This window comes from Gammaproteobacteria bacterium, from assembly GCA_028817255.1.
Classification (GTDB): domain Bacteria; phylum Pseudomonadota; class Gammaproteobacteria; order Porifericomitales; family Porifericomitaceae; genus Porifericomes; species Porifericomes azotivorans.
In genome coordinates, this window is the sequence record JAPPQA010000084.1 from 1 (window position 1) to 14,041 (window position 14,041).

Annotated in this window: 11 protein-coding genes and 1 tRNA gene; 4 read left to right on the top strand and 8 right to left on the bottom strand. The window is 59.8% G+C overall.

What is annotated here, in order from left to right; genetic code table 11:
* Window positions 1-859 (bottom strand): RNA polymerase sigma factor RpoH (gene rpoH / locus OXU43_03840; protein ID MDD9824288.1); only part of this gene is annotated, 859 nt, incomplete at its 3' end.
* A 108-nt stretch (window positions 860-967) separates the two neighbouring features.
* Window positions 968-1,843, bottom strand: a complete 876-nt coding sequence (locus OXU43_03845) for a phosphoribulokinase (protein MDD9824289.1) — start codon at window positions 1,841-1,843, stop codon at window positions 968-970.
* Window positions 1,844-1,998: 155 nt separating this feature from the next.
* On the opposite strand from OXU43_03845, the gene OXU43_03850 reads away from it, so the two are divergent.
* On the top strand, window positions 1,999-3,759 hold the full coding sequence (locus OXU43_03850; GenBank protein MDD9824290.1) for an ABC transporter transmembrane domain-containing protein: 1,761 nt from the start codon (window positions 1,999-2,001) through the stop codon (window positions 3,757-3,759).
* 51 nt (window positions 3,760-3,810) lie between these two features.
* Here OXU43_03850 and OXU43_03855 read toward each other — a convergent pair whose 3' ends face one another.
* From OXU43_03855 to pmbA, 4 genes are all read right to left on the bottom strand, one after another.
* Window positions 3,811-5,799, bottom strand: coding sequence for a DUF3488 and DUF4129 domain-containing transglutaminase family protein (locus OXU43_03855; GenBank protein MDD9824291.1), 1,989 nt, complete (start codon window positions 5,797-5,799; stop codon window positions 3,811-3,813).
* A gap of 4 nt (window positions 5,800-5,803) precedes the next feature.
* On the bottom strand, window positions 5,804-6,712 hold the full coding sequence (locus OXU43_03860; protein MDD9824292.1) for a DUF58 domain-containing protein: 909 nt from the start codon (window positions 6,710-6,712) through the stop codon (window positions 5,804-5,806).
* Between the two features lie 92 nt (window positions 6,713-6,804).
* Entirely contained in the window at window positions 6,805-7,704 is a 900-nt protein-coding gene (locus tag OXU43_03865; protein ID MDD9824293.1) for a MoxR family ATPase, read from the bottom strand.
* A gap of 55 nt (window positions 7,705-7,759) precedes the next feature.
* A complete protein-coding gene (pmbA, locus tag OXU43_03870) occupies window positions 7,760-9,118 on the bottom strand; it encodes a metalloprotease PmbA (GenBank protein MDD9824294.1) in 1,359 nt (452 codons plus the stop codon).
* 70 nt (window positions 9,119-9,188) lie between these two features.
* Between pmbA and OXU43_03875 the strand changes: the two genes are divergently transcribed.
* A complete protein-coding gene (locus tag OXU43_03875; protein ID MDD9824295.1) occupies window positions 9,189-11,324 on the top strand; it encodes a UvrD-helicase domain-containing protein in 2,136 nt (711 codons plus the stop codon).
* The gene (locus tag OXU43_03880; protein MDD9824296.1) at window positions 11,285-12,511 is read left to right on the top strand and encodes a TRAP transporter substrate-binding protein; all 1,227 of its coding nucleotides are present in this window, start codon (window positions 11,285-11,287) and stop codon (window positions 12,509-12,511) included. Before OXU43_03875 ends, OXU43_03880 begins: the two co-directional genes overlap by 40 nt.
* Window positions 12,512-12,547: 36 nt before the next feature.
* Here the strand turns inward: OXU43_03880 and OXU43_03885 are convergent, their stop codons facing one another.
* Entirely contained in the window at window positions 12,548-13,087 is a 540-nt protein-coding gene (locus OXU43_03885; GenBank protein MDD9824297.1) for a c-type cytochrome, read from the bottom strand.
* Between the two features lie 91 nt (window positions 13,088-13,178).
* Between OXU43_03885 and OXU43_03890 the strand changes: the two genes are divergently transcribed.
* Window positions 13,179-13,252, top strand: a tRNA-Arg gene (locus OXU43_03890).
* 33 nt (window positions 13,253-13,285) lie between these two features.
* Here the strand turns inward: OXU43_03890 and OXU43_03895 are convergent.
* Window positions 13,286-13,924: a thiol:disulfide interchange protein DsbA/DsbL gene (locus OXU43_03895; GenBank protein MDD9824298.1), complete on the bottom strand. Its 639-nt coding sequence runs from the start codon at window positions 13,922-13,924 to the stop codon at window positions 13,286-13,288.
* Window positions 13,925-14,041 lie beyond the last annotated feature (117 nt).

Consider the following 14,041-nt stretch of genomic DNA (forward strand, 5'->3'; position numbering starts at 1 on the left):
GGGCGGCGAAGTGCGAACGGAGGCGCTTGAGGGCTTGCGCCTCGAGCTGGCGCACCCGTTCGGCGGAGATCCCGAAGCGCCGCGCCAGTTCCTGCAATGTGGCCTTGTCCTCCGACATCCAGCGCCGGCGGACGATCTCAAGACTGCGCGCATCCAGCGTCTCCAGGCCCCGGCGCAGGCAGGTGCGGTTCTGCTCCTGGTCCTGGGTCGTTGCCAGGCTTTTTTCCGGGTCCGGGGACAGCGGGTCCGTCAAGCTGGCGGCGGGATTTCCGGTATCCGGGCGGGCACCCTCGATGGAGAGGTCGCGGGCCCCCAGGCGCTGTTCCATTTCCTGCACATCGGACGCGGAAACCCCTAGCGTATCGGCAATTTGGCAGGACTGGGCCTTTGTCAGAGGGCCTTCCAGCCCCTTGCACTGCGAGCGCAGCTTAAAGAACAGTTTCCGCTGGGCCTTGGTGGTGGCAACCTTGACGATCCTCCAGTTGCGCAGTACGAAGTGATGGATTTCCGCCCGGATCCAATGCACGGCAAAGGAGACCAGGCGCACGCCCTTGTCCGGGTCGAAACGCTTGACGGCCTTCATCAGGCCGATGTTCCCCTCCTGGATCAGATCGGCCAGCGGCAAGCCGTAACCCACATAGCCGTGCGCGACCTTTACTACAAAACGCAGGTGGGCGAGCACGAGTTGCCGGGCCGCCTGCAGGTCGCTGCGGTCACGGAGGTTGCGGGCGAGGTCCTGTTCCTCCTGCTGGCTGAGCAGGGGGATGCGATTGACCCCCTGGATATAAGCATCCAGCGAGCCTGCCGGGATGGGCAGGGCCGCCCCGGGGGCCGCAGCATAAGATACGACGTCAGTCATCGAAAAACCCCTCCAAAAGGTTTGGCACTCTATGTCTTAGAGTGCTAGTTTGCTAGCTAAGTTCCTGCTTGTCAAGGCGAAATATGAGGTCGGCGCATATGATTCGATTTAAGCGCGACGGGTTTCCTGCATCATTTTGCGGATGACGGGGGTAAGAATGAGCTGCATGCAGAGACTCTTTTTACCTGCCGGGACCACGATGGTGTCGGGCGTGGACATAAAAGACCCGTCAAGCATTTCCAGCAGCGATCTGAAATCCGGCTGCAGTTTTTCCATGTCCTGAATGTGCACGACGGAAAAACTTTCGTCGTTGGTGGGGATTGCAATTGCGGTAAAAGGATTCGATGTATCCACGGTCGGCACCCGCTGAAAGTTGATGTGCGTTTGGGAAAACTGCGGGACGATGTAGTGCACGTAGTCGTGCATACGGCTTAGGATCATGTTGATCGCGTTTTCAGCGGAATATCCTCTGACTTCCCGGTCGCGGTGGATTTTTTGCGCCCACTCCAGGTTGATAATTGGAGTTACGCCGATTAGGAGATCTACATGCTTGGCGATGTCCGCTTGCGGGATTGTCAGGCCGCCGTGCAGCCCTTCGTAGAACAGGAGGTCCGTTTCCTTCGGCAGCGGCTCCCAGGGAGTCAGCGCCCCCAACGGGAGGCCGTGGAGGGCGGCTTCCTGCTGATTGTGTATGTAATACCTGCGCCGGCCTGTCCCGTGCTCCGAATACTCCCGGAACGTCGCTTCAAGATTTTCGAAAAGATTTCCCTCCGGGCCGAAATGAGTGATCCGTCCGCCGCTTTTCTCCGCCTTCAGGGTGGCCCGCTCCATGGCGACGCGGTCATAACGGTGAAATCCGTCCCCCTGGATAAGGGCGGGGCGGATCTTCTCCCGCCGGAAAATCTGCTCGAATGCGATGCGCGCATTGGTAGTGCCGGCGCCAGACGAGCCGGTTACGGCGATGATGGGATGTGCTTTTGACAACGGCGGCAAAAAATGCGATTTTCTTTAGCTTGCGTTAAAGAGTAATTTTGCAAGAAACAGCCGGCTTTTGTAAAGTGGGCCGGCGCATATTGTCCCGGGCCGGAACGGTTCGGGGCCCATGTTTCTGGATGCGCTATAAAGAGTCCTTGTCAAGAATGTTCTTCATTCGGAATATCGCCGCCGAAACCAGACTCCATTTGCGGGTCCTGAAATATCTGAAGCCTTATCGGTGGCTGTTTGCCTTTGCGATGCTGTCTTTGGTTTGCTTCGCCGCTACCCGCCCCCTGATCGCCTATTTAATGAAGCCCTTTTTCGACAGTGCCTTGCTCGAGAAAAACTCGCACCAGATGGTGTTGATCCCCTTGTATCTGGTTCTTCTGACCATTGTTGGAGGCTTCGCATCGTTCTTCAGCGCCTGGTCCATGCGCGGGATTGGAGTGCGGATGGTCAAAGATATCAGTTGCCAGTTGTTTCGCCACTTTGTAAGTCTTCCCATGAGCTATTTCGATCGCCAACCGAGCGGAGGGATCATTTCGAAATTTTCCCACGAAGTCCAATTGCTTCGCAACTCCATGACGGAAGTCATGATGACGCTGGTGCGGGAAGCTCTCGTTGTGTTCGGGTTGGTAGGATGGCTTTTGTATCATAATTGGCAGTTGGCCATGCTCATGCTGTTGATGTTGCCGATTGTGGGGCGGATGATCGTCCAGTTTCGCGGCTGGTTCAAATCTCTTTGCCACAAGGAGCAGGACTCCATGGCGCGGATCACTCAATTTCTGAGCGAAACGTTTTCCGGGATTCGCGTGGTCAAATTGTACGATATCAAGCAAAAAGAGAACGAAAGGTTTCGGATAAGAATGGAAGAACATCAGCGCCATATCATGAAGTCGATCGCCCTGGGCGCCGCCAGCGCTCCATTGGTACAGGTGATAATGGTGATTCCCATGGCCCTGATGATTATTATGGTCGAGGGCCAGCTGTTGGCGGGAAAGATCACGGTGGGCGACTTTGTCGCCTTTTTCAGCGCTTGCGCCCTGATGGCAGGCCCGTTGAAGCGCCTGATCGGCGCCAGCCAGGCGTTGCAACAGGGGGCGGTGGGAGCGGAGAGGGTTTTTACCATTATTGACAAGCTGCCCGAGAGCGATAAGGGGACGATAAAAGCGGAGGGCATAGAGGGCAGTCTTGCGTTCCGCGATGTGTGCTTTTCTTACTCCGAGGACCGCCTCCCCGCCCTGTACGATGTCAGCCTGGAGATCCGGGCAGGGGAAAAAATCGCCTTTATTGGCCCGTCCGGCAGCGGCAAGTCCACCCTGATTCACTTGATTGCCCGGTTTTACCGCCCTAACGAAGGCCAGATCCTTCTGGATGGCGTGGACGTGGAGCAATATACCCTGGAATCTTACCGGAGCCAGATCGCCATCGTTAGCCAGGAGATCGTTTTGTTCGACGAGACGATCGGCTTCAATATCAGTTACGGCGTTTCCGGAGGCGTTGCGGAGAAGGACGTGCTGGCCGCCGCCGAAGCGGCGGGCGTCATGGAATTCGCATCGAAACTGCCTGCCGGGCTGGATACTCTCGTCGGCGAAAATGGCATGCAGCTGTCCGGTGGACAGCGTCAGCGCATAGCCATTGCCCGGGCGCTATTGAGAAAGGCCACCATCCTGATCTTCGACGAGGCCACTTCCGCGCTGGACGCCGATGCGGAGCGGGGTGTGCGCCAAGCGCTCAATACCGTGGGCCGTGACCGCACCTGCATTATTATTTCTCACCGCATGTCCACGGTCCAGGTCGCGGACCGGGTCGTGGTTCTCGAACGCGGGCGCATCCTGGAAATCGGCACTCGCGCGGAGCTGTTGCGCCGCAGCCTCGGCAGCTCCCGGGAGAGCGCGCCCGGGGGGATGGCTATCACCGGTTGAGAGGGCCGGTTGAGAGGGGGCTTGGCCGCGGCGGGAGGCGCCGCGACAGGGTTATGCCGTTGCTTGTTCTGGAAAGGACCTTACCATTCGCTTTAGTAATTCGGTGTTGGAATTTTCAGTTCCGTAGCGTAAATGTATGTACGCATCGGTGATGGCTGCGATCTCCGGCGCGCAGGGCGGCAGGCGTTTCTGCGCGATTTGGGAGAGGTCGAGCGGGCCCTGGTGCGGCAATATCTCGACTCCCTTCTTGGCGAGTTTCCGGCAAAAGAGATCGTAGATCTCTTTTGCCGGGTCGCGCCGCACCGAGATTCGACGTAGCGCCCACAGGTGGAATAGCAGCAACAGCGTGGCCGACAGGAGCACGAGAAGTCCCAGGGATTCTATCGCGTTGAGTTCTCCTATTCCGATTTTATTAAGCAGATACCGCTGCTGATCTTCGCCGAAGAAAAGGATCCAGTGATTCCAGTTGTTGATCATCGCATCCGCCAGGTCCCGGATGTTTTGCCACAGGCGAACGGCAAGATTACCGCCCCGGAGTTGAAACAAGAGAGACTGGGAAGGGTTGAAGGTGGCCAGAAAGTCTTCCATTCCTCTTTGGATCCTTTCCGGGGCCACGGCCGATGTGGGGTCCACCCTGTCCCAGCCTTTTCCTTCAAGCCATACTTCCACCCAGGCATGGGCACTTTGCGAGTGTATTGCGTAATAGCCTCCGATCGGCTTGAAATCTCCCCCCTGGTAACCGGTGACGATGCGGGCGGGTATGCCTGCCGCCCGCATCAGGACGGTAAAGGCGGCGGCGTAGTGTTCGCAGAAGCCCTCCCTGGTATCGAACAGGAATGCGTCCACGGGGTCTCCTTGAATGGCTTTCGGCGTCAGGGTATAGAAGAATCCCTCGTTGTGCATCATGCTCAGGGCTTTTCGCATAATCTGCTTGTCGCTTAGATTTTCCTCCCGCCAACTCCTGGCCAGCGCGACGGTACGGGGGTGTTTGCCCGCGGGTAATTGCAGGCCGGGGTGAGCGTCGCGTTTCACGGGATGGGGCGAAGATATCCGGTAGTTTTGATAGGCGGACAGCTGAAAAAATTGCCTCTTGTTGACCGGGGTGGCGGACAGGAGTTGCAGATCGGCATTGAGCCGCGTCCCCGAAGGGGCATTGGTGGGAATATCCAGCGCAAAGATCCAATTCTTCCCGTGTGGTTCCAGGGTGATAGAATAGGGGATCGGCTGCGATTCTCCTGTGATTTGCGGCAGTCTGCGCTCCTTATTGGTGCCGAATGTTCCTGGTGTCCAGTTCTTGCCGTCCGTGTACCAGAACACCGGGCCTCTCCAGTACAGGCTGCTGTTTTCCGGGCGGCGGTCGTAGAAATCGGCACGGAAAACGATTTCTCCCGCGGATTGGGCAATGCGACTGATGCTGCCCAGTGTCATTCGGTCGCTGATGCCGATCTTGCTGGCGAAACTGTCCGCGGGCAGCCCCCACAGGGGGCCGGGAATTCTCGGAAAAAGGATGAAGGCGGCCACCATGAGCGGCGTGGCCTGTGCCAGAAGCTGTACGGACAGCTTGACGCTTTTCCAAAGCCCCTTGCGCGGCCCCCCGAAGTGCAGCAGAGCCAGGCCTACCGTCAGTATTACGAGGTTCAGGAGCGTATAAAGGGCCGCCAGGGGCGAATCGAAATCCAGGAACAGAAGGGCTCCCAGAAAATAGGCCATGAAGGTGGCGATATAGAAGTCGCGCACAGCATATATCTGGCGCAGCTTGAATATGCACAGCACGGACAGGGCGACTGTGCCCGAGTTTTTGCCGAAATCGCCGTAGCCTGCATATATCGCCAGCAAGCTCATGAGCATTAACGCATTGTCCGTATAGCGGCGGAGCCTGGTCCGTTTCCTCATATAGGGAAGGTACGTGCTGAGAAGATGTATGCAGGCCAGACCGTAGAAGAGCGCGGTCGCCCATGCCGGCGTATGAAAAGCATGGCCGCTTGCCGCCAGGAGCGTGCCCAACCATACGCAATACAAGGCCGGTCGGTTGACGGTCATGCGCTCAAACTCCGAACAAAGCCAGGGCTGCAAGGCAGCGGCCGTGATGGGCATTCCCCTGTCCCGGAGGAATATCGGCGCCCGGCAGATTCATTCCGTACTGACTGTCTTTTGCCTCGGCATCCAGAAGCCAGAGGCATAGTTGCGACAATCTCGGCTCGTTGCCGGGCAAGGATGCCACATGCTGCCAGTCCAATATGATTTTTTCTTTTTGGCCCTTGGTAAAGTGCTTGACCAGGATCTCCTGCCCCTCCAAAGTTTTCCATACGATGTTGCGCGGCGAATCCCCGGGTTGGTACGGCCGGAATCCCCGCAGGTCTTCGACTCCGATGGCGTTGCCGGGGTTTTCTTCTCCCACGACCGGGTTGGACCGCGGCAGAGGCAGATGTCCCTCGGGGCGGGGGTAAACCAGACAACGCTGGCGTGTTGGGATTCGCGCCCAGGCTCGGAACAGGCCTAGCGGATACCTGGTGCCGATCCGGATGAGTTCCAACTCCAGCCAGCCTCTCTTCCCGGCGGTGACGGGCAAATCGGAGGAGACCCTGCTGCCTGCGGGGATTGCTATGAGAACCGGCGCCGGGGGCTGGTCTTTGCGATGCGGGGGCGACAGCCTGCCGACCTGCAACTGGATCGCATGGCGGTCTCTGCCCCGCGGATTCTCCAGGTGGACCGGAAAGGAGATGGAGTCGCCCGCAAATCCTGGCAGCGGATTGGCGGTGATGCTGATTACCAGGCCGCGCAGGTTCTTGTATGCATGCAACGGACACAGCGCCGCCACTCCGCCCAGGAGAAATGTGGCGCCGTAGATCAGGCTGTTGCTGTAGTTGATGGCGCAGGTGAGCATGATGCTCAACATGCCGAAATAAAAACAGCCCTCCCGGGTCGGCAGGACGTAAATGTTCCACAGCCCCAATCGCGTCCGTTGCCCGGGCGATGGGTTGCCGACGGAGTTTCCCGCGGCGTCTGCGTTTGACGGTTTCCGGGGATGCTTCCCGTAGCGCATCTTCAGGGAATGGGGACCGCTTCCAACAGCGCCCTTACGGCCTCCTCCTTGCTGTCTTTGCTGCCCCCTCCCTCCCGGTACTGCAACCGATGGCTTGCGACGTATGGCAGGATCGCCTGGATATCCTCAGGCAGGGCCATGGTCCTGCGGTTGCTCAGTGCCCAGGCCTGAGCGCATTGCAGAATCGAGACCCCGGCTCTTGGGGAGAGGCCGTGAGTATAGTTGGGCGATTCGCGAGTATGCAGGATGATTTGCTGCAGGTAATCGAGCAGGGCGTCGCTGACGTGGATGTCGCGCGCCAGCTTTTGCAGGGATATCAGGCGCTCGACCGTCGCGATCGGCTTCAGGGCATGCAGCAATTGTCTCCGATCCTGCCCGCGCAGCAGGTCCCGTTCCGCGGCTGTGTCGGGGTATCCCAGCTGCATGGACATGGTAAAGCGATCGATCTGGGATTCGGGCAGCGGGAAGGTTCCGATCTGGAAGAACGGATTCTGGGTCGCGATTAGAAAGAAAGGTTGCGGCAGGTCGCGGGTCTTTCCCTCTATGGATACTTGCCGTTCCTCCATGGCCTCGAGCAGCGCGCTCTGTGTCTTGGGGGTGGATCGGTTGATCTCATCGGCAAGCACCAGTTGCGCGAAGATCGGCCCGGGCTGGAACTTGAGGCTGTCTGTCTGGCGGTTGTATATGGAGAAGCCGAGTATGTCCGACGGCAGCAGATCGCTGGTGAATTGAATGCGCTGAAAACTCAGCCCGAAAACTCTGGCCAGCAAATGCGCCAGGATGGTTTTGCCGACGCCGGGGATGTCCTCGATTAGCAGGTTTCCCTGGGCGATCATGCAGGCAATGGCAATCTGCAGGGCCCTCTTTTTTCCCAACAGGATTTCTTCCGACGCAGAGAGGATCTGCGCGACGCATTGTTCCGCTTCCTTGACGCGGGCCTCGAATTCCCCGGTTATTTCACTTGCCCGCAATGGTGAACCCTTCTATCAGCACCGACCCGGTCTGGATGTTGCCGCGCCTGTCCGTATCGCCGGAAATCAAGCGGACCCCGCGAAATATTTCGCGCAGATTCCCCGCGATGGTGACTTCCTCGACGGGGAAGGCCGTCGCGCCGCGTTCTACCCAGAAACCGGACACTCCCTGGGAGTAGTCGCCGGTAACCAGGTTGGTCCCGGAGCCCAGCAGGTCCGTCACCAGGAGCCCCGTGTGCATCGTCTTCAGCAGGGCGGGCAGATCGTGGGGCGCATTTGCCGCCGACACGAGCAGGTTGTGAACGCCTCCCGCGTTGCCGGTGCTGCGCATGCCCAGTTTGCGCGCGGAATACGAGCCTAGAAAATAGCTTTTCAGTACGCCGTCCTGCACGATTGCCCGCGGCTGGGTGGCCACGCCTTCATCGTCGAAAGGAGCGCTTCCCAGCGCTTGTTTTATCAAGGGTTCTTCCCGGATTCGCACGGCTGGAGGAAAAATTTCTTGTCCCAGCGCGGCGGCCAGGAAAGAGGTGCGGCGGTAGAGATTTTCCCCCGACAAAGCCCGGACGAGGGCGCCGAACAGGCTGGCCGCTACGGGGGCTTCAAAGATCACAGGCGCCCTGCGGTTGCTGAGAGACCGCGGAGAAAGCCGCCCCAGGACGCGCTCGGCCGCTTTTTCTCCGATCGCCCGGGGAGAGAGCAGACGGCCCCGGTCGCGCGCCGCATCGTACCATCCTTCCCGCTGCATGCCGGCTTTGTCCTCGGCGATCACCGTGCATTCAATGCTGTGCCGCGTGCCGCGCCAGCAATCCAGAAAACCGTGCGTATTCCCGTAAGCCAGGGTGCCCCGGTAGCTGTGTATCGAGGCGATATCGGTTTTGCAGATCCGCTTGTCTTTCGCCAGGGCCGCCGATTCCGCCTCGCAAGCCAGGTTTATGGCCTCTTCGGGAGATACCTGCCAGGGATGATCCAACTCCAGATCTGGATTCTCCCTGGGCATAAGATCGGGATCGGCAAGTCCTTCGCATTCGTCCTCCTCCGTGCAGCGGGCGATGCGGCAGGCCGCCCGTACCGCCTCCTTCGCTCCTTCGATACTGAGATTCGAGGTGGAGACAGAACCGGCACGGTTGCCGTCATAGACCTTAAGGTTAAGCTGCATGTCCTGCTGATGCTCAATAGACTCCACTTCCGCCATGCGCACGTTCACCGACAGGCCGTTACCGCTGCTGCAAATGGCCTCTGCGCTGCTTGCCCCCGCCGCCAGGGCTTCTTTGAGGGAGAGATCGATCCGTTCCAGCAGTCTGGTGGTTTCTGGAGACCGGTCGGTGGCGGCGATAGCCCGAACCATGCTCCCTATTCTACCTGACGAGGATTGCCCTGTCTCTAGCATTTCATGGGCACGGAGATACAATCCCGGCATGGATTTGCGGAATATTCTGGCCCCGCTCAATCGGGAACAGCACGCTGCGGCCACGGCCGCGCAGAGAAACTGGCTGGTTCTCGCCGGGGCCGGTTGCGGCAAGACCCGTGTTCTGGTGCACAGGATGGCGTGGAGCATCGTCACCGGCAAAGCCCGTCCGCACTGCATCCTGGCGGTTACCTTCACCAACAAAGCGGCCCGCGAGATGCTTCAGCGGTTCAACGACCTGCTGGGAGGGACGCATGACGACATGTGGATCTCCACGTTCCACGGGATTGCGCATCGCCTGCTGCGAATTCATGCGCAAGATGCCGGATTGGCCGGGGATTTTCGGATTTGCGACAGCGAAGAACAGCTCCATATCGTGCGGCGCGTTATCCTCCAACTGCGCCTGGATGAAGAGGTATGGGTGCCCCGGCGCGCGCAGGCGTTTATCAATGCCCGCAAGGAAGAGGGTCTGCGGCCCCGGCATTTGCGGCAATCGCGTACCGCGCCCGAAGAATTGGTGCGAATATACGAAGAATATCACGGTATCTGCGAGCGCGAGGCACGGGTGGACTTTGCCGAACTGCTCTTGCGCGCCTTCGAATTGTTCCGCGGCAAGGCCGATATCTTGTCCCGGTACCGGGAGCGGTTCCCGCATGTTTTCGTTGATGAATTTCAGGATACCAACGCGCTGCAATATGCATGGCTCCAGTTGCTGGTGGGCGACCGGGGCCGGCTCTTTGCGGTGGGGGACGACGACCAGTCCATATACAGTTGGAGGGGGGCGAGGCCGGAACATGTATATCGGTTCCGCAAGGATTTTCCTGACGGCGGCCTGTTGCGGCTGGAGAGGAATTATCGTTCCACGGGGCATATCCTGAAGGCGGCCAACCAGTTGATCGCCTACAACGAGAGCCGCGTGGGCCACAAGCAATTATGGACGGACAGGGGAGACGGGGAACAAGTCGTTTTATACTCTGCCTACAACGAATGGGACGAATCTCGCTACGTTGCGGAGGAAATCCTGAGATGGAAAGGGTGCGGCCGCGATTATGCCGGCGTGGCCGTGCTGTACCGGGTAAGCGCCCAGTCTCGCGCCCTGGAGGAGGCGCTGCTCCGTACCGAAATCCCCTACCGTATCTACGGGGGGCTCCGTTTCTACGAACGACAGGAGATCAAACATGCCCTCGCCTATTTGCAACTGGCGGTATCGCCGGGGGAAAATGCGTCCTTCGAGCGGGTGGTCAATTTTCCTCCGCGAGGAATTGGCTTGCAGACCCTGGAGACCTTGAAGGCTGTCGCGGGTCGTCGGAGGTGTTCGTTATGGCAGGCGACGGCGCATGTCGTGGAGGAAGGCGCCATGTCGCGCAGAGCCCTGGGCGCCCTGGAGAAATTCCTGCAATTGATCGGCGCGCTGGCGGCGCGGATTGATGCGCTTCCCCTGGCCGAGGCCGTAGAGACGACGACCCGGGTCAGCGGCTTGATCGATCATTACCGCAAGGACGAGAAGGACTCGTTTCGGTTGGAAAACCTGGAGGAATTGGCCGCGGCGGCTGCAGCATTCGAGGAAACGCACAAGGAGCAGATGCCTGAAATGTCGCCTGTTATCGGCTTTTTGAGCCACACTACTCTGGATTCGGGCGAAGAACGGACAGCCGACTCCGTCCAGGACCACGTGCGCCTGATGACCCTGCACGCCGCCAAGGGTCTGGAGTTCGACAAGGTATTTCTGGTAGGGATGGAGGAGGGATTATTCCCGCACCATCTGTGTCTGGAAAGCGCGGAACAAATCGAAGAGGAAAGGCGCTTGTGTTATGTCGGCATGACCCGGGCGCGGCGTTCTCTTACCTTGGTCAGGGCCGAGCGGCGGCGCCTGCACGGCAAGGTGCGCGACAGCCGCGCCTCGCGCTTTTTAAGCGAGATCCCCGTGGCGGAGGCCGTTTCCGCACCCGCGGAACAGGACCGGCGCGGCCCGCTGCCGGAGGAAAGCCGTTTGGAGCTCGGCCAGCGGGTACTCCACGCCAGCTTTGGAGAGGGTGTGGTCCTGGCTATGGACCGGCAAGGTTTTCAAACCCGGGTCCAGGTAAGATTCGAGGCTGGCGGCAACAAGTGGTTGATTGCCGAAGTGGCGCCGATGAGCGTCATTTGATCCTGGGCGGCACGATGAACAGCGGCGCGAAGACAATAGATTGCGGGGCGGGAAAGGGGGCGATTCGCATGGAATTCGCTTCGATACCCCGGTTTTCCCTGTCCCGTATCCTGCCTCGTATGCGGTTTTTGTTGCCGCTGCTGGGGCTTTTGCTGAGCGCCTGCGAAGGCGGTGGCGGCCCGGAGACCGGGGCAGAAGATGGGCAGTCCCGCCAAAGCTTTCGCTGGAGGATGGTAACGACCTGGCCGGCCGGTTTCCCGATATTTCAAGAGGGGGCGGAAAAGTTCGCCGAAGATGTAGCGGTCATGAGCGACGGGCGGCTGCAGATTCAGGTCTTCGCCGGCGGCGAGTTGGTCCCCGCCCTGGAAGTGTTCGATGCCGTTTCCCAGGGGGTGGTGGAGATGGGGCATGGCGCCTCCTATTACTGGGCCGGAAAAGTGCCGGCGGCGCAATTTTTCTCTACGGTGCCCTTCGGCATGAGCGCGGACGATATGCGGGCATGGCTATATGGCGGCGGCGGTCTGGAGATTTGGCGGCGCCTGTATGCTCGGTTTGGAATCGTGCCTTTCCCCATGGGGAATACGGGCCTGCAAATGGGAGGATGGTTCAAGCGGCGCATTGATTCGATTGACGACTTGAGAGGGCTGCGAATGCGCATCCCGGGACTGGGCGGCAGAGTCCTGAAAAGTGCGGGCGGCGCCCCGGTGTTGATTGCCGCGGGAGAGTTATATACGGCCCTGGAGCGCGGCGTGATTGACGCCGCGGAGTGGGTGGGGCCTTTCCACGATATGCGCCTGGGGCTCCACCGCGCGGCCAAATATTACTATTACCCCGGATGGCATGAACCGGGGACCGAATTCGAGCTGCTGGTGGGGACCGCGGCCTGGGAGCGGCTGCCGAAAGACTTGCAGAAGATTGTAGCCGTAGCCGCTACGGCGGCGGGCAACTGGCTCTACGCCCAGATGGAGACGCGCAATCGGCAGGCCCTGCAGGAGATAAAAGAGCACCAGAGAGTGCAAATCCTGGCCTTCCCGCCCTCCGTGCTGGCAGAGCTGAGAAAGCTGACGCAGGCGACGCTGGACGAAGAGGCCGGGCGCGACGCGGAGTTCAAAGAGGTGTACGAGGCCTATTCCCGGTTTCGGGAAGGGCTGCGGGAATGGGACGAGATTGCCGGGGAGGGTCTGTAGGAGGAATCTTTTTAGTGGCTGCGACCCGGCCGCTTGCTATTGGCTGTTCTCCACGATGTAGTCCACGGCGGCCTTCACTTCCTCGTCGGAGAGTGTCGCATCGCCGCCCCGGGCGGGCATCGGCATGATACTGCCCTCCCCCTGGTATCCGTTGATCGCATTCTTGTAGAGGACCTCGATGCCCCGCGCCATTCGCGAAGCCCAGGCCTCCCGGTCGCCCAACTGAGGGCTCCCCGGGATACCGGTTCCATGGCAGGATAAGCAAAGCCGGTTGTAAATGTTCATGCCGACGGAGCCGCCTGTGGCCGCCTCCTGGGCATCTCCAGGAGCCTCCGGTGCGGCCGCTACGACGGCCATCGCCTCCGGCGCCGGGCTGGCAGGAGGCTCTTCGCCGGCTATGGCTACCCTGCCCACGGGCGCCGTGCGCTCCATGACCGCGGCCTGGCTCAAGGCGGGGTGATCTACCCGCTGTCCCAGCGCCCTGGCAACCGCCAGGAAAGCGATCATCATACATGCCAGCAGGGCAACTACGATCGCGAAATTCTGAAAAAAAATCCGGTCTCTTTCCTTGCTCATGCTCGGGGCCTCATTTTCCGCATGTTCGTTTGTGTCCGATGCGCATCGTGTACACTCTTGCCGGGCGGGTGTATTCTTAAAGGCCGTCACGGCGCCCTTAGCTCAGCTGGATAGAGCGTCGGCCTCCGGAGCCGAAGGTCAGGGGTTCGAATCCTCTAGGGCGCGCACTCTAAGTCGCGCATGATCCCCCCCGCCCCGTTAGTTGCCGTTCCCCATCCTCCGCCGTTCTTTCTCGATTAAGCGATTGACGACCCGAATCATGCCGTCGTCGGAACCTGCCAGGCGGCCGGAAGTCAGGTACCTGCCGTTGACCACGAGCACGGGCACGCCTTCGATCTGGAAGCGGCTGGTCAGCAACAGGGACTCCTTGATCCTGGATTGCACCGCTTGCGATTCGTATAGCCGTTCAAAATCCTCCTCGGCGACGCCCTGCGCAGCGAAGAATGCCTGTAACGAACTTTTGCTGTTCGTCTGTTTTTTCTTCTCGTGTATCCTGCGAAAGAGAGGAGAATGAATCTTTTCTTCGATGCCGAGCTCCACGGCCAGATAGTACGCTATCGCGTGATGTAGCCAGCGTTTGCTGAGGATGGCGGGGACGCGCTTGAATACCACATCCGCGGGCTTTCGGGACCGCCATTTCTCCAGATGCGGTTCAAGGCTGTAGCAATGCGGGCACCCATACCAGAAAAACTCCACGACTTCGATCTTGGTTTCGTCCGCCGGCGGGCGCGGCGTGGCAAGCGCCTGGTATCCCTGCCTCTCCGGCGGCGCGGCCTGCACGTTTATGGCCAGGAAGAGAGCCAGCGACAGGAGCGGCAACTTTGCTCGAAGGTACATATCTTTTTGGAAATCCGGCCCGGCAAGGGGCGTTAAAGGGAACGAAGACCCTTTGCCGGGCAAAGGGGACAGGATACCGGGCGTAGCGCAGAAAATCCACCGCTTGGCAAGGCGTCG